This is a genomic window from Cumulibacter soli (assembly GCF_004382795.1).
Taxonomy (GTDB): Bacteria; Actinomycetota; Actinomycetes; order Mycobacteriales; family Antricoccaceae; genus Cumulibacter; species Cumulibacter soli.
Genome location: NZ_SMSG01000001.1, coordinates 270,409 through 290,493 on the forward strand (window position 1 = coordinate 270,409; position 20,085 = coordinate 290,493).

Sequence of the window (20,085 nt, forward strand, 5' to 3'; positions counted from 1 at the left end):
CGTCCCTTAGTACTTCAGCAAGTTCGCATCGTCGACCGAGGCCGAACGGCGGGTACGGAAGATGGCCATGATGATCGCCAGACCCACGACGACTTCCGCCGCGGCAACCACCATCACGAACAGCGCCATAACCTGGCCTTCGAGCTGACCATGCATGCGGCCGAACGTCACCAGGGTCAGGTTCGCCGAATTGAGCATGAGCTCGATCGACATGAACACCACGATGGCGTTTCGGCGGACGAGCACGCCGATCGTGCCGAGCGTGAACAGGATGGCCGCGAGGACCAGATAAGCGACGGGGTTCACGCGTCCTGCCCTTCCTGCGTGGTGGTCTTGACCTGCCGCAGCGTGCCATCAGATGCACGGCCGATCAGGTGTCCTCGGGACATCGGCAGCATTTCAACGCCGGTGGACTGGCTCTCCGGGGCAATCGTGCCGTCAGGCAGCAAGGCCGGCGTAGCGACCGAGTGTGAGGTCGCGAATACGCCCGGTCCGGCGAGCGGATGTGGCGCATCGGATGCGAACCGCTCCAGCGCACGCGCCTTCTGTCCCTTGGGCTTGCCGCGCTCGATGTGTGCGAGCACCATCGCGCCGACGGTGGCGGTAATCAGCAACGCGCCCGTCAGTTCGAACGCGAACAGGTAATCGGTGAAGATCAGCGCGGCGAGCCCCTCGACGTTTCCGCCGGCGGCAGCGGTCGCGTCATTGAGGCCGAGCGAGGGCACACCGTGCGTGGACTTGTAGACGACCACGCCCACCAGGCTGGCGAAGCCCACGCCGAACCACGCGGCGTACGCGCGTTGTCCGCGCAACGTCTCGATCAGCGAGTCGGACGCGTCGCGCCCGACCATCATCAGCACGAACACGAACAGAATCATGATCGCGCCCGTGTAGACGATGATCTGGGTGACCCCGAGGAACGGTCCCATCTGCGCCATGTAGAACACGCCCAGGCTGAGCATCGTCGCGACCAGCCACAGCGCCGAATGGATCGCGTTGCGGGAGAACAGCATCCCGATCGCGCCGAGCACCGCGACCGGCGCCATTACGTAGAACAGCGCCGTCTCGCCGCTGGACATCACCCCCGGCGCGTTCGCCAGGATGGTCGTCAGTTCGGTCATTTAGCCGACTCCTCCTGAGTACGCAACGAGCCGTTCTCGAAGTCGCGCAGTAACTCCGGCCCGTTCACGTAGTAATCCTTCTCGTCCTCGCCGAGGCGCATCGGATGCGGTGGCTGCTCCATCCCCGGCAACAGCGGGGCCAGCAGATCCTCCTTGGTCCAGATGAGGTCCTGACGGTTGTCATTCGCGAGTTCGTAGTCGTTGCTCATGGTCAGCGAACGTGTCGGGCACGCCTCGATGCACAGTCCACAACCGATGCACCGCAGGTAGTTGATCTGGTAGATCTTCCCGTAGCGCTCACCGGGCGAAAAGCGCTGCTCGTCGGTGTTGTCGCCACCTTCGACGTAGATCGCGTCAGCGGGGCAAGCCCATGCGCACAACTCGCAACCGACGCACTTCTCCAGGCCGTCCGGGTGACGATTGAGTACGTGCCGGCCGTGATAGCGCGGCTGAACGTCAACCTTGACTTCCGGGTATTTCAGCGTCGCACGCTTACGGAACATGGTCGTGAAGGTCAGCCCGAAACCCTGCAGGGGGCCGGGCAGGAAGCTCTTAGCCATCGGAGGACTCCTTCGCTGAGATCGCGCCGGACGACGTACGACCGCTCACCCGGGGGGTGCGCCCACCGCTGGTGGGCCGCGCGCCCGGCACGGCGAGGTTCATTGGCGGGATCGGGAACGCGGGGTTGGCGTTGATGTTGTCGATCGGTTTCTCCGGGCGCTTGAAGTAGAGCACGGCGCCCGCGATCACCAGCACGGCGAAGATTCCGGAAGCGATCCAGCCCCAGGTCGGCATCTTGTCGCCGTTCTGCAGCATGCCGGTGCGGATCAAACCGAGGAACATCGTCCACGCCAGAGCGGCCGGGATCAGTACCTTCCAGCCCAACGCCATGAACTGGTCGTAGCGCATACGCGGCAGGGCGCCTCGCAGCCAAACGAAGAACGACAGGAACAGCGCGGTCTTGCCCAGGAACCAGAGCATCGGCCACCAGCCGGAATTCGCGCCCTCCCAGAACGTGTCTATCCAGAACGGCGCTCGCCACCCGCCGAAGAACATCGTCGTCGCCAGCGCAGACACAGTCGCCATATTGATGTACTCAGCGAGGAAGAACATCGCGAACTTCATCGAGGAGTACTCGGTGTGGAAGCCACCGACTAGTTCGGACTCGGCCTCGGCGAGGTCGAACGGCGCGCGGTTGGTCTCGCCCACCATCGCGATCACGTACAGGATGCAGCTGATTGGCAGCATCCAGAAGAACCAACCGCGGATCCCCTGCGCAGCAACGATTTCCGAGGTCGACATGGTGCCGGCCCACATGAAGACGCCGACGATCGCCAAGCCCATCGCGATTTCGTAAGAAATAATCTGCGCGGTCGAGCGCAAACCACCGATCAAGGGATAGGTCGAACCGGACGACCAACCGGCCAGGATGATGCCGTAGGCGCCGACCGACGCGCACGCGAGGATCACCAGGACGCCGACCGGGGTGTCGGTGAGTTGCAGCGGCGTCTGTTCACCGAACATGCTCACCATCGGGCCGACCGGAATGACCGAGAACGCCATATATGCCGGTACCGCGACGATCACCGGCGCGATCCAGTACACCGGTTTGTCGGCCATCTTGGGGATGACCTCTTCCTTGAAGGCCAGTTTGATGCCGTCGAACAGCGACTGCAGCAGAGCCCAGGGGCTGTTGCGGTTCGGTCCGGTCCGGTTCTGCATGTAGCCGATGAGCTTGCGTTCCCACACGATCATCGCCAACACGATCAGCACCAGCAGCACGAAAACGCCGACAGCCTTGATCAGCGTGATCCAGAACGGATCGTGCCCGAAATCCTCAAGGGTGGGTACGTCCGCCGGCAGTGCAGCAGCGAGCGAGTACATCAGTTCTGACCTCCGGCCGAGATACGTACAGCGGAGCCGATCGCCACTTGCAGCTCGCGCCGCACATGGCTACCTGGTGAGTTCATCGGGAGCCACACGACACGATCGGGCATATCAGTGACTTCCAGCGGAAGGCTCACCGCGCCATGGTCGCTGCCGACGGTCACGATGTCGCCGTCGACCGCACCGATCTCGGCAGCGGTATCCGGCGAGAGGCGCACGATCGAGGGGCGCGCGGTGCCTTGCAGGTGCTTTTCCTCCACCTGCAGGCTGCCGGAGTCGACGAGTCGGCGCCACGAGGACAGGATCGCCGATCCAGCTGCTGGCTGCTCCGGCAACGGTGCGGCCGTCGTGTGGATCGGGTTCGGCCGGCGCTCGGTTGAACCGAGCCGATCGATTTCCGCGATGGCCTGCGATGCAGTCAGCACACCCAGCTCGATATTCAGCTCGTCAGCGAGCATGCTCAGCACGCGCGCATCGGACGGTACGCCGACGGAGTGGATCGTCGCCTCGAATGGACGGCGACGTCCCTCCCAGCTGATGAACGTGCCGGACTTCTCGACCACGGGCGCGACCGGGAGAACGACGTCCGCCCATTCCGTCGCGGCGGACGGCAGCATTTCCAGGCTGATCACGAACTTCGACGCCTTCATCGCGTCGATAGCCAACTGAGGGTCTGGCAGGTCGTACGGGTCGACACCGCCGATCAACAAACCGCCGAGGTCGCCGTCGCGGGTCGCCTCCAGAATGCCGGTCGTGTCACGACCGACTTCGCCGGGGATCGACGTACGCCACACCGTCTCCAACTCGGCCCGAGCACCGATGTCGGCCACCAGTCGTCCGCCGGGCAACATCGACGGCAGCGCGCCGGTATCGATCGCGGCCCGCTCGCCTGCGCGACGTGGAATCCAGGCGATACGGACACCGTCTCGCAACAGTGCCGAGGTGGCCCGCAACGCGCCGGGAATCTCGGCCAGACGTTCACCGACGAGCACCAGGCAGCTGCCGTCGGCAATCGCCTGCGCCGCTCCGGCACCAGCACCACCTGCGGTTCCGTCGCCGATCGCGGTGAGGACAGCGGCCTCGGCGCCCGGCGTGGTCATGATGACCTCGGCGTCCAGCTTGTCGGTGGCCGGCGTCGCAAACGGCGCGACCGAGTAGACCTTCAGGCCGTTCTTGCGGACGGCCTTGCGCAACCGCAGGAAGACCGTCGATGCCTCTTCTTCCGGCTCCAGCCCGAGCAAGATGACTGACTTCGCACGATCGAAGTCGGCGAACGTAACGGCACCGTCTTCGAGGCCGACACCGGCGACGTGAGTGGCGAGGAACTCCAGCTCCTCGTCGCTGTGCGCACGGGCGCGAGCGTCGATGTCGTTGGTGCCGAGCACTACGCGGGCGAACTTCGCGTAGGCGTAGGCATCCTCGGCAGTCAATCGCCCACCCGGCAGGACGCCGACTCCGCCGGCCTGCTGCGCAGTGCGCAGCCCGGCCGCAGCGACCTCGAGGGCCTCGGGCCAGGACGCGGCAACCAACTGGCCGTTCTGATCGCGCACCATCGGTGTCATGATCCGCTCGTTGCTCTGCGCATAGTTGAACGCGAAGCGGGTCTTGTCGCTGATCCACTCCTCGTTGACGGCCGGATCATTACCGGACAAGCGGCGGGTGACACGCTTGCGCCGCCAGTCCACGCGGATCGCCGCGCCACTCGACTCGTGCTCGTCGACGACTGGCGTCGACTGTAGGTCGAACGGGCGTGCACGGAACCGGTAGTCAGCGCTGGTCAGCGCGCCGACCGGGCAGATCTGGATCGTGTTACCGGAGAAGTAGGAGTCGAACGCCTCGCCGTCGCTGATCGATACCTCTTCGTGCGACGTCCGCTCGAACAACTCGATCAAGGGGTCACCGGCTACCTGGGCCGCGAATCGGGTGCAACGCGCACACTGCACGCAGCGTTCGCGATCAAGCAGGATTTCGGTCGACAGCGGCTTCGGCTTCGGCCAGGTCCGCTTCTGCTCCACCATCCGCGATTCGCCACTACCGGTGGACATCGACTGGTTCTGCAGCGGGCACTCGCCGCCCTTGTCGCAGATGGGGCAGTCCAACGGGTGGTTGACCAGCAGCAGCTCCATGATGCCCCACTGGGCGCGGGCGGCCACGTCGCTGGTGAGCTGGGTCTTCACGACCATGCCCTCGGCGATCTCCATCGTGCAGGAGGCCTGAGGCTTGGGCATCGGGCGACCGCCCATTTCCACCTCGACCATGCACTGGCGGCACGCGCCGACCGGGTCCAGCAGCGGGTGGTCGCAGAACCGCGGGATGTTGATCCCGACCTGCTCTGCCGCCCGGATGATGAGCGTGCCCTTGGGCGCGGTTACCGAGATGCCGTCGATCGTCAGCGTGACGGTCTCGACCACCTCTGCGGTCTGGTCAGTAGTCATGACTTAGCGAACTCCCGCGGCGGCCGGCTCGGCGTCGGCGCGCTTCTCGTCGGTGGCGTCGACGCCGCCGTTGGCGATGGCATCGACGTACTCCTGCCGGAAATGCTGGATCGAGGCCTGCAGGCAACCAACACCACCATCGGCCAGCGCGCAGAACGAGCGGCCGCCGATCGTGACGGTGATGTCCAGCATCTGGTCGATCTCGGACTCGAGCGCCTCACCGTCTTCGAATCGGCGCAAGATTCGCTCGAGCCAGTAGTTACCTTCGCGGCACGGCGTGCACTTGCCGCAGGACTCGTGCGCGTAGAACTCGATCCACTTGCGAGTGGCGCGCACGTTGGAATCACTATCGTCGAAGATCATCACAGCGCTGGTGCCATTCATCGACCCCGCTGCGGCGACCGCATCGAAGTCGAGCGGTACGTCAAGGTGCTCATCGGTGAAGCACGGAGTCGACGACCCGCCTGGCGTCCAGAACTTGATCGTGTGGCCGTCGCGGATGCCGCCGGCCATCTCGAGCAGTTCACGCAGCGTGGTGCCCATCGGTGCTTCGTACTGCCCAGGGTTCTTCACCCGACCGGACAGCGAGTAGATGGACGTTCCCGGGCACTTCTCCGGGCCCATCTCCTTGAACCAATCGGCGCCACCGAGCACGATCCCGGGAACGGAAGCGATACTCCCGACGTTATTCACCACAGTGGGCGATGCGTACAGGCCGGCAACCGCCGGGAACGGCGGCTTGAGACGCGGCTGCCCCCGGCGTCCCTCCAGGGACTCCAGCAGCGCGGTCTCCTCGCCGCAGATGTATGCGCCCGCACCGGCGTGTACGACGATGTCGAGGTCGAACCCCGAGTCGAGGATGTTCTTGCCGAGATACCCCGCGGCGTACGCCTCCTTGACGGCGTTCCGTACCCGGCGGATCGCGTGGATAGCTTCGCCGCGAATGTAGATCGCGCAGTAGTTCGAACGGATCGCGTAGGAGGAGATGATGCAGCCCTCGATCAGCGCATGCGGATCGAGCATCATCAGCGGCAGATCCCGGCACGTGCCCGGTTCGCCTTCATCGGCGTTCACGACGAGGTACTTCGGCTTCGCGCCAGGTCCCTCGGTGCCCTGCGGCACGAATGACCACTTCAGGCCGGTCGGGAAGCCCGCACCGCCTCGTCCGCGCAGGCTGGAAGCCTTCACCAACTCGATCAGTTCGTCCGGGGTGGCCTTCAACGCCTTCGGAAGTGCCTTGTAGCCGTCAAGGGACTCGTACGTCTCGATCGTCCACGGCTGGTCGGCGTCCCAGCGGTTGCTCAACACAGGAGTCAGTGGCATTACTTGTTCTCCTCCTTAGCGGCGATTGGCGTGTTGTAGTCCGCCGCCGGCGCAGTTTCGCCGCGTTCGCGAGCGAGTTTCAGACCACGCAACGAAGATTCGATGTTGTCCACCGAAGCAACCTTCGCGGCCACCAGTTCGTCGTCGAGGACGCCGGCGAGTTCCAGTTCGGCCTCACGGAACGACGTAATTTGCGCACCGCGGGTGGGCTTCGGTTTCTGCCCGGCACGCAACGACGCGACTAGTTCCTTCGCGGATTGCACAGACTGCTTGTCGAAGAATTCGTAGTTCACGGTCACCACTGGGGCGTAGTCGCAAGCGGCCAGGCATTCAGCGTGTTCGAGCGTGATCGTGCCGTCGTCGGTGGTCTCGTTATGTCCTACGCCCAACTCATCGGAGAGCTCGGCGTAGATCTTGTCGCCGCCGAGCATCCCGCACAACGTGTTCGTACATACGCTCACGAGGTGTTCACCGGTGGGACGACGCTTGTACATGGTGTAGAACGTCGCCACGCCGCCAACTTCGGCCGCGGAGATGCCCAGTACCTCGGCGCAGAACTCGATTCCGGCCTGACTGACGTAACCTTCCTCGCCCTGCACCAGATGCAGCATCGGCAGCAACGCCGAACGCGACTGGGGGTAGAGGTCGATGATCTTCTGCGCGAGCGCGCGCGTGTTCTCGTCAAGTGCCATCAGCGGTCGCAACCTCCCATGACTGGATCCAGTGAGGCCACCGACGCGATGACGTCGGCCAGCAGACCACCCTCGGACAGCGCAGGCAGCGCCTGCAAATTGATAAAGCTGGGTTCACGCAGGTGCACGCGCCACGGGCGGGTGCCGCCGTCGGAAACCACGTGCGCACCGAGTTCGCCGCGCGGGCCCTCGATCGCCACGTATGCCTGGCCGGCTGGAACGCGGAAGCCTTCGGTCACCAACTTGAAGTGGTGGATCAACGCCTCCATGGACTGGCCCATGATGTGCTTCACGTGCTCGAGCGAGTTGCCCATGCCGTCGGCGCCGATGGACAACTGGGCGGGCCACCCGATCTTCTTGTCCTCGACCATCACCGGGCCGGGACCTTCGGACTTGAGGTGCTCGAACGCCTGGCGGCAAATCTTCAACGACTCGCGCATCTCGGCGACGCGTACGACGTACCGGGACCAGCAGTCGCCGGCGTCATGCGTCGGAACCTCGAAGTCGTACTCGTCGTAGGTCAAGTACGGTTCGGTCTTGCGCAGGTCCCACCCGAGACCGGCGGCGCGCAGCATCGGACCGGTCACGCCTACCTGCAGACAGCCCGGAACGTTGAGGAAGCCGACGCCCTTGAGGCGGCGGATCCAGATCGGCTGACCGGTGAGCAGTCGCTCGACACCGTCGATCTCGTCGTCCATCTTGTCGGCCCACCAGGTGAAGGCCTCATCGAAGTCGGCTGCCAGATCCTGCGCTACCCCACCCGGACGGATGTACGCGTGGTTCATCCGCAAGCCGGTGATGTTCTCCAGGATGTCCAGACAGTAGTTGCGTGCTCGGAATCCGTTCGTCGCGGCGGTGGTCGAGCCGAGCTCCATACCGCCGGTCGCCAGCCAGATCCAGTGCGAGGAGATACGGCAGATCTCCATGGTGATGACGCGGATGATGTCGGCGCGGATCGGTACGTCGGCGTTCAGCAGGCGCTCGACGCTCATCGCGTACGACGCCTCGGTGAACAGCGGCGACAGGTAGTCGGCGCGAGTCAGGAAGGTGGGCGCCTGCGTGTAGGTGCGGTACTCGACGTTCTTCTCGATACCGGTGTGCAGGTACCCGACGACGGCGCGCGCCTTCTCCACGGACTCACCGTCGAGGTCGCACACGATGCGCAGCACGCCGTGGGTCGAGGGGTGCTGTGGGCCGAGGTTGATGACGAGTTTCTCGTCCTCCAACGGATCGCCGGTCTCGTCGAACAGGTCGTCCCAGTCGCCGCCGGTAACGGTGTAGACCTTGCCCTCGTTCGTCTGCCGTGAATCGGCGGTGGGGGTGCTCATCGCGTCCTCCCAGAAGTGATGATGGTTCGCATTACTTGTAGGACCTCCGCTGATCCGGCGGCGGAATGCTCGCGCCCTTGTACTCGACGTCAATGCCGCCGAGCGGATAGTCCTTGCGCTGCGGGAATCCGTTCCAGTCGTCAGGCATCAAGATGCGGGTGAGCGCATGATGCCCGTCGAAGATGACGCCGAACATGTCGTACGTCTCACGCTCCTGCCAGTCTGCAGTCGGGTAGACCTCGCTGACCGTTGGCACGTGCGGATCCTCGACCGTCGTCGCAACCTCGAAGCGCACCCGGCGACGGAAGGTCATCGAGGTGAGGTGATAAACAACGTGCAATCGCTGCTTGCGGTACTCATCCTGCTGCGGGTCACCGGTAGACGACACTCCGCCGTCGCCGCGGTAGTAGTCGACGCCGGACAGTGAGGACAGCAGCTCGAATCGCAAACTGGAGTTGTCGCGGGCAATCTGCATGATCTTCGCGATGTGCGACTTCTCGACGTAGAAGGTGATCTCGCCACGGTCGACCATGGTCGCCAGGTGCGCCTTGTTCCACTGCGGATACGCCTTGGCGAAGATGTCCGCGACCTCGTCGAACCATCCACCGTACGGCCGCGGCGACGAAACACTCGGGATTCCGGAGCCGGCTTGGGTGACCAAACCGCCCATACCGGAGGTATCGCCGCTGCCCTCGACACCGAACAGTCCGCGGCGACCGGAGGCCTGCGGCGCGGGCGTTGGGTCGAACTCGGAGCGAGCGTGCGAGACGAACGCGGTCGGATCGGTGACGCGCGCGGCTACCTCATCGCCTTCGGCTGCCCCCTGCGGTTTGGAGCCCTCCGGGGCCGCGGCATCCTTCGCGTCGGAGGCCTGGCCATCGTCGGCCGGCTGCTCAGCGGCGTCGGTGGCCGGGGTCGCCTCGGTGGCGGTTTCGTCCCGCTTCGCGGACGAGCCGGAGCCCCGACGCTGGCGCCGCGCGGACGGACGCGGAGGGGCCGCGTTTTCCTTGGTGTCTTCGCGGGTCTCGTCCTTGCCCGAATTCGGGTTAGGCGTGCTGATGCTCATCGGCGACCTTCAACTTCTTTGCGCGTGGGCGAGGCGAGCTCGCGCTGCTTCGCGGCCAGTTTCTTCTGCGGGGAGTCCTGCTCGAGCATGAACTGCTTCTCGCGACCTTCGCCCTTGGCCTTGATCCAGTCCTCGCGCAACGTGTCGCCGGACTTGCGCTTGGTGGGATTCCACGACTTGTGGAACGGGGTGTAGCCGGCGCGACGCACGCTCGAGGGCATATCGACGTGCAGGTTCGCGTTGCGCTCGGCGACCTCTTTCGCGCGCTTGGCATTGATCGGCTCGTGCAACACCTTGTACTGCAGTTTCAGGATTGCATCGAGCAGCATTTCCGGTCGCGGTGGGCATCCGGGCAGGTAGATGTCGACCGGAACAATATGGTCGACGCCCTGCACCACCGAGTAGTTGTTGAACATGCCGCCCGAGCTGGCGCAGACGCCCATCGCGATGACCCAGCGCGGTTCGGGCATTTGGTCGTAGACCTGACGGACGACCGGGGCCATTTTCTGCGTCACGCGGCCGGCGACGATCATCAGGTCGGCCTGACGTGGCGTGGCGGAGAACCGCTCCATACCGAAGCGCGCAAAGTCGTGCATCGGTCCACCGGTCGTCATCATCTCGATTGCGCAGCACGCCAGACCGAAGGTCGCCGGCCACATCGAAGCCTTACGCGCGTAGTTGCCGAGGGCCTCGACGGACGTCAGCAGCAGTCCACCGGGAAGTTTCTCTTCAATACCCATTGTCTTGCGACCTCACTAATTCCAGTTGAGTCCGCCGCGACGCCATTCGTAGGCGTAAGCGACCGTGACGAGCGCGATGAAGATGGTGATCTGGATGAGACCAAACCAGGCCAATTGCCCCATCGCGACGGCGAACGGGTACAGGAACAACATCTCGACATCGAAGATGATGAACAGCATCGCCGTGAGGTAGTACTTAATCGGGAAACGCCCGGAGCCTGACGGCTGCTCCACCGGCTCGATACCGCACTCGTACGGGTCGTACTTCGCCTTGTTATAGCGCTTGGGCCCCACGATCGTCGCTAGACAGACCGAGAAGACCGCGAACCCGAGGGCGAGTACACCCAGCGTGATCAGTGGGACGTAAATGTCGAGCACTTAGCCACCCATCCTTGTCAGCATGTGTTGCATGGACGCCGCCGTTTCCACTGTATGGGTCGGTCGGTAGGTGTTTGAACCCTCGCCGTAGCGCATCACATTCGTTGTCGAACCGTTCATCATGACCGCACCGCCGGGGTCATTTTTTGCAATCCGATCAGGATCCGGTCCATCGCATCACCGTCGCGGGGGTCGGTGAGGTTGGCCATCATCTTCAGGACAAACTTCATGAGTGTCTTGCGCGGCAGGCCGTACTTGGTCGCCGCGCGCATCACGTGCTCGTTACCGATCAACTTCACGAACACACCGCCGAGGCGGTAGTAGGAGCCCAGGTGATCAGCCATCGCCGAGTTGTAGCCCTCGAGGGCGCGTTCACGGGCTGAATCCGTGCGACGTCCGTACGCCTGTGCCACGGCCTCGGCGGCGAGTTGGCCGGTTTCCATCGCATACGCAATGCCCTCGCCGTTGAACGGGTTGATCGCACCGGCGGCATCGCCGACGAGCAGCAGCCCATCCTTGTAGTGCGGGTGTTTGTTGAAGCCCATCGGCAGGCCACCACCACGGGTCGGCCCCGTGGCGTTCTCCTCGACGTATCCCCACTCTTCGGGGAGCCCGCCGAGCCAGCGCACCAACAGATCGCGGTAGTTGAGGTCCTGGAAGGACGCCGAGGAGTTCAAGATGCCGAGACCGACGTTAGACGTACCGTCGCCGACACCGAATATCCAGCCATACCCGGGAAGCAGGCGCTTGTCGCCGCCGGGAAGTTCCTCCCAGAGCTCCAGCCAGGACTCAAGGTAGTCATCGTCGTGTCGCGGAGACTTGTAGTAGCGGCGTACGGCGACACCCATCGGACGCTTTTCGTCGCGGAGAATGCCGGCCCCCAGGCCCAAACGGCCGCTCATCCCGTCGCAGGAGATGACCATCGGCGCCCGGTACTCACGCAGTTCCTTACCGGGCCCCACCTTGGCAGTGACTCCGACAATGCGGCCGCTGGGATCGTTGATAGCGCCGGTGACGTTGCAACTCTCCACTAACTTCGCGCCGACCTGCTGGGCGCGGCGAGCAAGTAGTTCGTCGAAGTCCGATCGCGGGCGCACCAGCCCGTAATCGGGGAAGGACGCCAGTTCGGGCCAGTCGAGTTCGAGACGAACATTGCCGCCGATCACACGCAGACCCTTGTTGCGGATCCATTTGCCTTCCAGGTCGACTCCGTCGAGACCGCTGGCGCCCTCGGTCGTGTCGATCCCCATCCCGATGATGCTCTTCACCGCGCGGGGGGTGAGGCCATCGCCGCAGACCTTGTCGCGCGGGAACGAGGACTTCTCCAGCAGCAGCACCTCAAGGCCTTGGAGAGCCGCGTAATAGGCGGCGGCCGATCCGCCGGGGCCGGCGCCGACGACGATGACGTCCGCGTCCTGCTGCGCGCTAATTGCGCTCATGGATCCCTACTCCAGGCATGCTACTGAGGCGTCCAAGGACGCGCTTGTGAAAACGTGCACGATCTAACATCGGAGAGTTTACGGGTCACCGTTAAGCCTGCGCGAACTTAGGCGAACCTTACCGATCGCTCAGCGCGCGCTGGCGGTCGATTTCGGCTTCTTCGCCCGGTGCAGTGCAACGATTCCGCCGGTCAGATTGCGCCACTGCGCCGCCGTCCAACCCGAGTCATTAATCAACTCGGCGAGAGCTTGCTGGTCGTGCCACGCCTTGATTGAGTCAGCCAGATATTCATAGGCCTCCGGGTTACTGCTCGCCCGGCGCGCCAGTTGCGGGATCAGCTTGAGCGCAGCGTTGTAGTACGCCACGCGAAGCGGCGCCCAGCTGGGTCGGGAGAACTCGCACACGACGAGGGTTCCGCCGGGGCGAACCACACGCGCCATCTCAGCGAGCGCATCGCCGGTCCGCACGACATTTCGCAGGCCGAAGGAGATCGTCGCCGCGTCAAACGCCTCGTCCGCGAACGGGAGGTGCAAGGCGTCGCCGGCCAGCAGCGGCACGTTCGCACGCTGCACCGCCGAGGTGTGTTTACCCGCGGCGAGCATGCCGAAGGTCAGGTCGGATCCGACGGCGTACGCCCCGGAGCGCGCGAGTTCGACCGTGGACACGCCGGTACCGCAGGCGAGGTCCAGCACTCGCTGTCCGGGCTGCAGTTCGAGCGCGTTTCGGGTCGCCCGGCGCCACACCCGATCCAGACCGCCGGACTGCAAGGTGTTCATCAGGTCGTAGCGCTTGGCGACGCCTTCGAACATCGCCTGCACTTCCTGCGGCTTCTTCTCTAGCGTGGCGCGAGTGGCATGTTGGTCTGGCACGCACGCGACTATAGTCGCCGGGTGCGGTCCGACGGGCCTCGACGGCGGCATACAAGCCGGACGAATTAAGACGTCGCCGCCCCGCTGCGACGGCTAATTATCGCTGGGGTTCTGGATTGCCGCGACGAAGGCGATACTGCCGGTCGCGATGACCCGCACCGCGAACAGGAACGGTCGGTCGAGGCGAATCTCCACCGAGTCGTCGGGGTTCGCTGACGAGGCCTCCATCCCGCCGGCGGTGGCCGCCGCGCCCTCGGTCCCCTTCTCCGCGACTTTCAGCCAGGCCTCGTGCTGCACGAACGACAACTGGGTTGGCTCGTCGGCGAGCGCCGAGAAGTCGGCCACGTCAGCATCGAACGCATCGACGATCCCCAACTTCTCCAACGCGGATGACAACTCGATGCGCTGCTTCGCCTCGAAGACCGGTATGTAGAGCTGCGCCTCGGTCTCCGCCAACTGCTCGACTACGTCGCTCACGCTTTCCGGAGTCAGCGACCCGATCGCCTCGGCGAGGTCAGTGTCTTCGGCCGGGAGGTAGAACAGGGCTACCAGGCCGTCGTCCTTGTATGGCAGCTCGAATGCGATGGCGCCGTCCTGCTCGACGTACGGCACGTGCCGGTGATCCTGCATGTAGTCGGCCTCGGATGTCGAGCCATCGCCAAGGGTGAAGGCATCTGCGGAGGTCTTGTCCGGGTTGAAGTCCTGCGCCCATAGCGCGTTCAGGTACAGGGCGTTGACCAGCACCGTGCGGGTGTCCGGCGTGACTTGGCCGGATTCGAGCAGGTCGGGAATCTTGTCGTTGGTGCGCTGCGCGACCCAATCGTTGATCGTCGCGGTGGCCCCGGACGGGTCGCTGAAGTCAACCGAATGTGGGGCGACCCCGAACCACTGCGCGACGATCGACGCGTAGTCGTCCTTCACCGCGAACGAGTCACTGACGAACGACGTATTCGCCATATCGAACTGCGCTTGCTGCAGTGCCGCAATCGCAGTGATCTCGGCGTTCGCGCCGGTGCGCAGTTCGGTGGCGTCGGCGCAACCGAACGCCTCGGCGATCTGGGTGAGCGTGTCGCCGTCGGCCCCTTGCGCGATCAACGCCATGCACTGACTGATGGATAACGGCGAGATCACAGCATTAGCCGCGGGCTCCGCGGCGACGGCTTCCGCGAGCATGGCGAGCGCGAACCCGGTGGTGCCCGCCTGGTACGCCGCCGCGGCTGGATCGTCCGCTGCGGTTTGCATGCTCGCTGCATCTGGATCATCGAAACCCTCGGGTGAGGGTTCTGGTTTATCTGGTTCCGCAGAGCACGCCGCCGCGGCCACGATGAGGGCCAGGCCGCCCGCCAAACCCAACGCCGCGCGCCGCGTCACCGCTCGTTGTCCCAGATTCATGCTCAAGCTCCCCAAAAAAGTGACTGCGCCGTGGTGTGTGGCAACGTCGCGTGCCCCCGCACCGTGGCCGGTTATCGCGTAGGACCGGTCATCTTGGAAGCGGGTTCCCACTCACCCTGCCACGACTGACGCGATCCTGAACCGATCGACGTTGGGTCAACCAGCGGTCGCCGCTCGGCGCGGTGCAGCGACTCGCGCGCCTGCCCAGAACAACTACTAGGACGTGCTACCAACGAAGGCGGTGCGGTCAGCACTAAACTCAGAGGTCCCATCGGCGTCCCGGCCGGTGGCCGTCCCTGGCCCAGGAGGCGCCCCGTGATTGGAAGCAAGATCCTGTCGGTCGGCCATTACCAACCGCCGCGGATCGTCACTAACGACGAGATCGCCAAGATGGTCGACACCAACGACGAGTGGATTCAGCGCCGGGTCGGCATTCGGGAGCGGCGCTGGGCAGCACCCGAGGAATCTGTCGACACTATGGCCACCAAGGCCGCCGAGGACGCACTCGCCAAAGCAGGGCTCGCCGCAAACGAGATTGACGCGATCTTCGTGGCCACGTGCACAGCGCTCGATCGCTCGCCGAATATGGCGGCCCGGGTTGCCGCAGCGCTGCAGATCACCAGTAATCCGGCGGCGTTGGACATCAACGTGGCATGTTCGGGGTTCTCGCACGCGCTAGCGCTCGCACAGCAGGCGATTGCGGTCGGCAACTCCCGGAAAGCATTGGTAATCGGTTCGGAGAAGCTGACCGATATGACCGATCCCACCGACCGCTCCACGTGCGTACTGACCGCCGATGGGGCGGGCGCGATGGTTCTGGAAGCCTCCGAGGAGCAGCACATCTCCCCCGTCGTGTGGGGGTCGATCCCCGAGATGGGCGATGCAGTTCGAATTGAACGCAGCAATAACGACAAGTTCGCCCAGAACGGGCAGTCCGTATTCCGCTGGACGACCGTGCAGTTACCGAAGATCGCACTGCAGATCCTTGAACGCGCCGACGTACGCCCCGAAGACGTGGGCGTGATCGTGCTGCACCAGGCCAACCTGAGAATCATCGAACCGTTGGCACGCAAAATCGGCGCCGAAAACGCGATCGTCGCCACGGACGTCGTCGAATCCGGGAACACTTCCGCGGCATCCGTTCCGCTGGCGCTATCGAAGCTGTTGGAATCCGAGTCGATTCCCAGCGGTACGCCGATCCTGATGTTTGCCTTTGGCGGCGGGCTGTCCTACGCCGGTCAGGTCATCAAGGCTCCGTAGCCGAGGGAACGCCGCCTCGCGTGACGAAATACCCGTACACGATGCTGGTCGACGGGTCGCAGCGGGTCACGATCCGGCGGTGGTGATGTTCTCACCGCAACCGAGCACGCGGACTACGTATGCGGACTACCCGGGCTAGGCGTGGGTCGCGTCCGCGGCGGCGATAACCCGACGCGCGAAATCCGCGCGGCGCTCCCGCTCGTGATCCCGACTCACCTGCACCTCGATCACCCGAATACCACGGGTCGTCCCAGCGAGGGCTGCGCGCAGTGATTCGCGGTCACGGCAGCGCACATGAGGCGTACCGCTCGCCGCACAGAGCGCCGCGATGTCCACGCCCAGTGGCGTTCCGAAAACCCGTTCGAAGTCATCCGCGTACGCGGATGCACCCTGTTCCAGGCTCGCGAAGATCGCGCCGCCGTCGTTATTGATCACCACGATGCTCAGATCGGGTCGGGGCTCGGATGCGGCGATCAACAGGCCGTTGCTGTCATGCAGAAACGCTAGGTCGCCCAGCAGCGCGGTCACCGGCTCGTTGTGCTCGCGCTGATGTGCCAGCGCCGCGCCGATCGCCGTCGAGACCATCCCGTCGATCCCCGCGGCTCCGCGATTCAATAGAACTCGCCGTGCCCGGCGTGCGGCCCGGGTATCTAGATCACGAATCGGGTTGGACGACGCTACAACCAACAGGCCCGGGTACGTGTCGGCGACCTGGTGCGCGGCGGCGCCTGCGTCGAACCTCCGCGCCGACTCCTCGTCGATCACCGTGGCCGCAGCCAGATCGGCGCGGCGCCACACAGCGGCGAACTCCGGGTCGACCGGACCGGTGAAGGACACCGCGGACGCCAACCGGGCAGCATGGCCAGTCTGAAAGGCATCGGCCAGGTTGCCCTGGTCATGTACGACCGTAACGTCGATATCGCTCTCGGTCGCCAACGCCGGGATCGCACGCCCCAGCGTCGGCCTGCCCACGATCACCAGATGCTCCGGACGCCAGCGCGACAATAACGCCGAGGACAACAAGAACGCGCCGCTGCGCAGGCACTCCTCGTTGGCCCACCCCAATGCGCTACTGGCCTCGACATGAACAGGGAATCCGGCCGCCGTCGCCGATTCAATCGACGAAGCGGCCAGCGCTGCGCCGCATTCGGCTACAACTACCACGGTGCGCGGTGGCAGCGCGACGTCCACTAGTTCGGGGAGTTGTTCGCGGGGATTGCCTTCATGCTGGGGATCGGCAAGTTCATGAAGGCGCCAAGGAGCGTCGGGAACCAGTGGTGCGGTAAAACCGAGGTCGATCTGCACCGGTCCCGCTCCGCCGCTGGCACTGGTGAGTTCGGTGACAGCCTCCTTCAGCAAGACCGCCCAATCGCCGGGGCGCTGATCATCCAGATGGACCGCCGCGCGAGTCGCACTGCCAAACATACCCACCTGATCGATGGTCTGATTCGCTCCGGTACCTAGCAAGCCCAACGGACGATTTGCTGATATTACGACGATCGGCGTATGGGACGTCGACGCTTCGACCACCGCAGGATGAAGGTTAGCCACGGCCGTTCCCGATGTGGTCACCACTGCGGCGGGCACCCCGCCGGCCTTCGCCAGTCCAAGCGCCAGGAAACTCGCCGAGCGCTCGTCGATACGCACGTGCAACCGCAGGACGCCGGCCCGCTCGGCGGCGGCCAACTCCAGCGATAGCGGGGTATTTCGCGATCCGGGGCTAAGGACGTAATCGCGAATACCCGCATCCAGCAACGCACGCAGGGTTTCGTGTGCCAGCTCGACCGCGCTCATGCACCCACACCCGTCAGCGATATCGCTGATATCCGGTCGATCCAGCGTTGACGGGTAGTCGCGTCCGCGCGGACGTGGTCAAGTCGGTCAGGCACAATCCGCTCCTGCGGTACGGCGATCTCACCGTCGGCCGCGATCAGGCTGGTGCTACACGCATCATCGGTGAGCAACTGCGCAGTGTTGAGACCGCAGGCGTAGGGCAGTTCCGGCAGCGCCGCGGCCAGCGCTACGGACATTGCCAGTCCGACGCTGGTTTCCAGGGCCGATGACACCACCAACGGCAACGTCAGCTGCTCCGCGAGTTGCAGCGTGGCGGCAATCCCGCCCAGCGGCTGCACCTTGATGATTGCAACGTCCGCGGCTTCCTTGCGTTGCACGAGAAGTGGATCCTCGGCGCGACGGATCGACTCGTCCGCGGCGATCGGCGTGTCGACCGAGCGTCGTACGGCCGCGAGCTCGTCGACTGTTGCGCAGGGCTGTTCGGCGTACTCCAGCCCGCCGGCAGCGGCGTCGATCGCCCGGATCGCGTCGATCGCATCGGTCACAGTCCAGCCGGCGTTGGCGTCTACCCGGATCTTGCCCCCGGGTCCGAGCACGTCGCGGACGGCGGCAACTCGGTCGCAGTCCTCGCGCAGCGACCCTCCGGGCTCCGCGACCTTGACCTTCGCCGTACGGCACCCGCCGGAATCTCGTATAACCTGCTGCGCGCGCTCGGTACCGACGGCGGGGACGGTGCAGTTGACCGGGATCGACGTACGCCTCGGCGCCGGGAACGGATGCTGCGCACCATCGATGGCCGCGCGCAACCAGGGAGCAGATTCGTCCGGGCCGTAATCCCAGAACGGCGAGAATTCAGCCCACCCCGCCGGCCCCTTCCAGAGCACACCTTCGCGCACGGTGATTCCGCGGAATCGGGTCCGCATCCCGATGGAGTAGACGAAGAGCTCGTCGGGGTCAGGAATCACCCAACTAGTTTAGTTCGACTGGTTTTGGTTAGGCGGCCCTGACTGACCGATAGATTGTGATCCGCCAGTCAGGGTCGACACGCTTAGCCCTGTCGGGCCTTGAAGCGCGGATTGCGCTTATTGATTACGAAGGTTTTGCCGTGCCGCCGCACGACCTGGGACCCAGGACGGTTTTTCAACGAACGAAGACTCTTGCGGACCTTCACGGCAGTTCGACCCTCCCCTCGCACACCGCGCGTACCAGCCTGCGCGGCACCGAATGCTGCACCCCATCGACGACGATCGGCACGAGATCTGGCGCACTTGCCCGCCATCGCGCGCGTCTACTACGAGTGTTGCTGCGCGACGTACGCCGCTTCGGAACAGCCATACCAACCTCCTTATTGAGAACGATTCTCGATAGTACAGGATGGCGTCGTGCAGGTTCGGGTCGCTACGTAGACTCACGTCGTGACTGATAGCGCGCCCGCGAACGGCATCTCAGAGATCTTCGACCCGTCGTCCTGGCAGGAGGTGTCGGGATTCGACTTCACCGATATCACCTACCACCGCAGCGTCGGCGACGCCGAGACTAAATCTCGCGGCGTCGTACGTATCGCGTTCAACCGCCCCGAGGTGCGCAATGCGTTCCGCCCGAATACTGTCGACGAGCTCTACCGGGCGCTTGATCATGCCCGCATGTCTACCGATGTCGGCGCGGTCATCTTGACCGGTAACGGACCGTCTCCCAAGGACGGCGGCTGGGCGTTCTGCTCCGGCGGCGACCAGCGGATCCGCGGCAAGGACGGCTACAAGTACGCCGAAGGAACCACCAGCGACACCATCGAACCCGCACGGGCCGGCCGTTTGCACATCCTGGAAGTGCAGCGGCTGATCCGCACCATGCCGAAAGTTGTCATCTGCGTTGCGACCGGCTGGGTCGCCGGGGGCGGGCACTCGCTGCACGTCGTTGCCGACCTGACCATTGCCTCGGCCGAGCATGCGCGGTTCAAGCAGACCGACGCCGATGTCGCGTCCTTCGATGCCGGCTATGGCTCCGCATACCTCGCGCGTCAGGTCGGGCAGAAGTTCGCCCGTGAAATCTTCTTCCTCGGCTCGGAGTACTCGGCCGACGACGCCCATCGGATGGGCATGGTCAACAAGGTCGTGCCGCACGCCGAACTCGAGAAGGTTGCACTGGAGTGGGGCCGGACGATCACCCGCAAATCCCCCACCGCTCAGCGGATGCTGAAGTTCGCGTTCAACATGATCGACGACGGTTTGATGGGGCAGCAGGTATTCGCCGGCGAAGCAACTCGCCTGGGCTACATGACCGATGAGGCGGCCGAAGGCCGCGACTCATTCCTGCAGAAGCGCGACCCCGACTGGTCGGCGTACCCGTACCACTTCTAACGA

General features: G+C 64.5%; 20 protein-coding genes. 2 read left to right on the top strand and 18 right to left on the bottom strand.

Features of this window, described 5'->3' with window-relative positions; translation table 11 throughout:
• Positions 1 to 6: 6 nt before the first annotated feature.
• From nuoK to E1H16_RS01385, 14 genes are all read right to left on the bottom strand, one after another.
• On the bottom strand, positions 7 to 306 hold the full coding sequence (gene nuoK / locus E1H16_RS01320) for an NADH-quinone oxidoreductase subunit NuoK (RefSeq protein ID WP_134321888.1): 300 nt from the start codon (positions 304 to 306) through the stop codon (positions 7 to 9).
• Entirely contained in the window at positions 303 to 1,121 is an 819-nt protein-coding gene (locus E1H16_RS01325) for an NADH-quinone oxidoreductase subunit J (RefSeq protein ID WP_134321889.1), read from the bottom strand. Before E1H16_RS01325 ends, nuoK begins: the two co-directional genes overlap by 4 nt.
• Positions 1,118 to 1,681, bottom strand: coding sequence for an NADH-quinone oxidoreductase subunit NuoI (nuoI, locus tag E1H16_RS01330; protein WP_134321890.1), 564 nt, complete (start codon positions 1,679 to 1,681; stop codon positions 1,118 to 1,120). The genes E1H16_RS01325 and nuoI overlap by 4 nt, the downstream gene beginning before the upstream one ends.
• The gene (gene nuoH / locus E1H16_RS01335) at positions 1,674 to 3,005 is read right to left on the bottom strand and encodes an NADH-quinone oxidoreductase subunit NuoH (protein WP_134321891.1); all 1,332 of its coding nucleotides are present in this window, start codon (positions 3,003 to 3,005) and stop codon (positions 1,674 to 1,676) included. Before nuoH ends, nuoI begins: the two co-directional genes overlap by 8 nt.
• Positions 3,005 to 5,443, bottom strand: coding sequence for an NADH-quinone oxidoreductase subunit G (locus tag E1H16_RS01340; protein ID WP_134321892.1), 2,439 nt, complete (start codon positions 5,441 to 5,443; stop codon positions 3,005 to 3,007). Before E1H16_RS01340 ends, nuoH begins: the two co-directional genes overlap by 1 nt.
• A gap of 3 nt (positions 5,444 to 5,446) precedes the next feature.
• The gene (nuoF, locus tag E1H16_RS01345) at positions 5,447 to 6,766 is read right to left on the bottom strand and encodes an NADH-quinone oxidoreductase subunit NuoF (RefSeq protein ID WP_134321893.1); all 1,320 of its coding nucleotides are present in this window, start codon (positions 6,764 to 6,766) and stop codon (positions 5,447 to 5,449) included.
• Positions 6,766 to 7,458, bottom strand: a complete 693-nt coding sequence (gene nuoE, locus E1H16_RS01350) for an NADH-quinone oxidoreductase subunit NuoE (RefSeq protein ID WP_134321894.1) — start codon at positions 7,456 to 7,458, stop codon at positions 6,766 to 6,768. The genes nuoF and nuoE overlap by 1 nt, the downstream gene beginning before the upstream one ends.
• A complete protein-coding gene (locus E1H16_RS01355; RefSeq protein WP_134321895.1) occupies positions 7,458 to 8,786 on the bottom strand; it encodes an NADH-quinone oxidoreductase subunit D in 1,329 nt (442 codons plus the stop codon). Before E1H16_RS01355 ends, nuoE begins: the two co-directional genes overlap by 1 nt.
• A 31-nt stretch (positions 8,787 to 8,817) precedes the next feature.
• Positions 8,818 to 9,852: an NADH-quinone oxidoreductase subunit C gene (locus E1H16_RS01360; RefSeq protein ID WP_134321896.1), complete on the bottom strand. Its 1,035-nt coding sequence runs from the start codon at positions 9,850 to 9,852 to the stop codon at positions 8,818 to 8,820.
• Positions 9,849 to 10,592 carry a NuoB/complex I 20 kDa subunit family protein gene (locus E1H16_RS01365; RefSeq protein ID WP_134321897.1) on the bottom strand — a complete coding sequence of 248 codons (744 nt, stop codon included), beginning with the start codon at positions 10,590 to 10,592 and terminating at the stop codon, positions 9,849 to 9,851. The genes E1H16_RS01360 and E1H16_RS01365 overlap by 4 nt, the downstream gene beginning before the upstream one ends.
• Positions 10,593 to 10,607: 15 nt before the next feature.
• The gene (locus E1H16_RS01370) at positions 10,608 to 10,970 is read right to left on the bottom strand and encodes an NADH-quinone oxidoreductase subunit A (protein ID WP_166741576.1); all 363 of its coding nucleotides are present in this window, start codon (positions 10,968 to 10,970) and stop codon (positions 10,608 to 10,610) included.
• A gap of 119 nt (positions 10,971 to 11,089) precedes the next feature.
• Positions 11,090 to 12,409: a geranylgeranyl reductase family protein gene (locus tag E1H16_RS01375; RefSeq protein ID WP_134321898.1), complete on the bottom strand. Its 1,320-nt coding sequence runs from the start codon at positions 12,407 to 12,409 to the stop codon at positions 11,090 to 11,092.
• Between the two features lie 129 nt (positions 12,410 to 12,538).
• Complete coding sequence (locus E1H16_RS01380) at positions 12,539 to 13,279, bottom strand: demethylmenaquinone methyltransferase (protein ID WP_243837548.1); 741 nt, start codon at positions 13,277 to 13,279, stop codon at positions 12,539 to 12,541.
• A gap of 93 nt (positions 13,280 to 13,372) precedes the next feature.
• Positions 13,373 to 14,671 (bottom strand): serpin family protein, encoded by a 1,299-nt coding sequence (locus tag E1H16_RS01385; RefSeq protein ID WP_134321900.1) that lies wholly within the window; start codon positions 14,669 to 14,671, stop codon positions 13,373 to 13,375.
• 315 nt (positions 14,672 to 14,986) lie between these two features.
• On the opposite strand from E1H16_RS01385, the gene E1H16_RS01390 reads away from it, so the two are divergent.
• Entirely contained in the window at positions 14,987 to 15,931 is a 945-nt protein-coding gene (locus tag E1H16_RS01390; RefSeq protein ID WP_134321901.1) for a beta-ketoacyl-ACP synthase III, read from the top strand.
• A gap of 135 nt (positions 15,932 to 16,066) precedes the next feature.
• Here E1H16_RS01390 and menD read toward each other — a convergent pair whose 3' ends face one another.
• From menD to rpmF, 4 genes are all read right to left on the bottom strand, one after another.
• Positions 16,067 to 17,725, bottom strand: a complete 1,659-nt coding sequence (gene menD, locus E1H16_RS01395) for a 2-succinyl-5-enolpyruvyl-6-hydroxy-3-cyclohexene-1-carboxylic-acid synthase (protein ID WP_134321902.1) — start codon at positions 17,723 to 17,725, stop codon at positions 16,067 to 16,069.
• On the bottom strand, positions 17,722 to 18,690 hold the full coding sequence (locus E1H16_RS01400) for an o-succinylbenzoate synthase (RefSeq protein WP_243837549.1): 969 nt from the start codon (positions 18,688 to 18,690) through the stop codon (positions 17,722 to 17,724). Before E1H16_RS01400 ends, menD begins: the two co-directional genes overlap by 4 nt.
• 83 nt (positions 18,691 to 18,773) lie before the next feature.
• Complete coding sequence (gene ykgO, locus E1H16_RS01405; RefSeq protein WP_481764296.1) at positions 18,774 to 18,920, bottom strand: type B 50S ribosomal protein L36; 147 nt, start codon at positions 18,918 to 18,920, stop codon at positions 18,774 to 18,776.
• Positions 18,893 to 19,060, bottom strand: a complete 168-nt coding sequence (rpmF, locus tag E1H16_RS01410) for a 50S ribosomal protein L32 (protein WP_134321904.1) — start codon at positions 19,058 to 19,060, stop codon at positions 18,893 to 18,895. Before rpmF ends, ykgO begins: the two co-directional genes overlap by 28 nt.
• An 80-nt stretch (positions 19,061 to 19,140) precedes the next feature.
• On the opposite strand from rpmF, the gene E1H16_RS01415 reads away from it, so the two are divergent.
• Positions 19,141 to 20,082 (top strand): 1,4-dihydroxy-2-naphthoyl-CoA synthase, encoded by a 942-nt coding sequence (locus E1H16_RS01415; protein ID WP_243837551.1) that lies wholly within the window; start codon positions 19,141 to 19,143, stop codon positions 20,080 to 20,082.
• The last annotated feature ends 3 nt before the right edge of the window (positions 20,083 to 20,085 follow it).

What these genes read in the sequence shown, in the direction of transcription:
- E1H16_RS01340 (WP_134321892.1), bottom strand. Translation starts at nt 5,443, where the DNA reads ATGACTACTGACCAGACCGCAGAGGTGGTCGAGACCGTCACGCTGACG.
- E1H16_RS01385 (WP_134321900.1), bottom strand. Translation starts at nt 14,671, where the DNA reads ATGAATCTGGGACAACGAGCGGTGACGCGGCGCGCGGCGTTGGGTTTG.
- E1H16_RS01360 (WP_134321896.1), bottom strand. Translation starts at nt 9,852, where the DNA reads ATGAGCATCAGCACGCCTAACCCGAATTCGGGCAAGGACGAGACCCGC.
- E1H16_RS01325 (WP_134321889.1), bottom strand. Translation starts at nt 1,121, where the DNA reads ATGACCGAACTGACGACCATCCTGGCGAACGCGCCGGGGGTGATGTCC.
- E1H16_RS01375 (WP_134321898.1), bottom strand. Translation starts at nt 12,409, where the DNA reads ATGAGCGCAATTAGCGCGCAGCAGGACGCGGACGTCATCGTCGTCGGC.
- nuoE (WP_134321894.1), bottom strand. Translation starts at nt 7,458, where the DNA reads ATGGCACTTGACGAGAACACGCGCGCGCTCGCGCAGAAGATCATCGAC.
- menD (WP_134321902.1), bottom strand. Translation starts at nt 17,725, where the DNA reads ATGAGCGCGGTCGAGCTGGCACACGAAACCCTGCGTGCGTTGCTGGAT.
- nuoI (WP_134321890.1), bottom strand. Translation starts at nt 1,681, where the DNA reads ATGGCTAAGAGCTTCCTGCCCGGCCCCCTGCAGGGTTTCGGGCTGACC.
- nuoF (WP_134321893.1), bottom strand. Translation starts at nt 6,766, where the DNA reads ATGCCACTGACTCCTGTGTTGAGCAACCGCTGGGACGCCGACCAGCCG.
- E1H16_RS01355 (WP_134321895.1), bottom strand. Translation starts at nt 8,786, where the DNA reads ATGAGCACCCCCACCGCCGATTCACGGCAGACGAACGAGGGCAAGGTC.
- E1H16_RS01365 (WP_134321897.1), bottom strand. Translation starts at nt 10,592, where the DNA reads ATGGGTATTGAAGAGAAACTTCCCGGTGGACTGCTGCTGACGTCCGTC.
- nuoH (WP_134321891.1), bottom strand. Translation starts at nt 3,005, where the DNA reads ATGTACTCGCTCGCTGCTGCACTGCCGGCGGACGTACCCACCCTTGAG.
- rpmF (WP_134321904.1), bottom strand. Translation starts at nt 19,060, where the DNA reads ATGGCTGTTCCGAAGCGGCGTACGTCGCGCAGCAACACTCGTAGTAGA.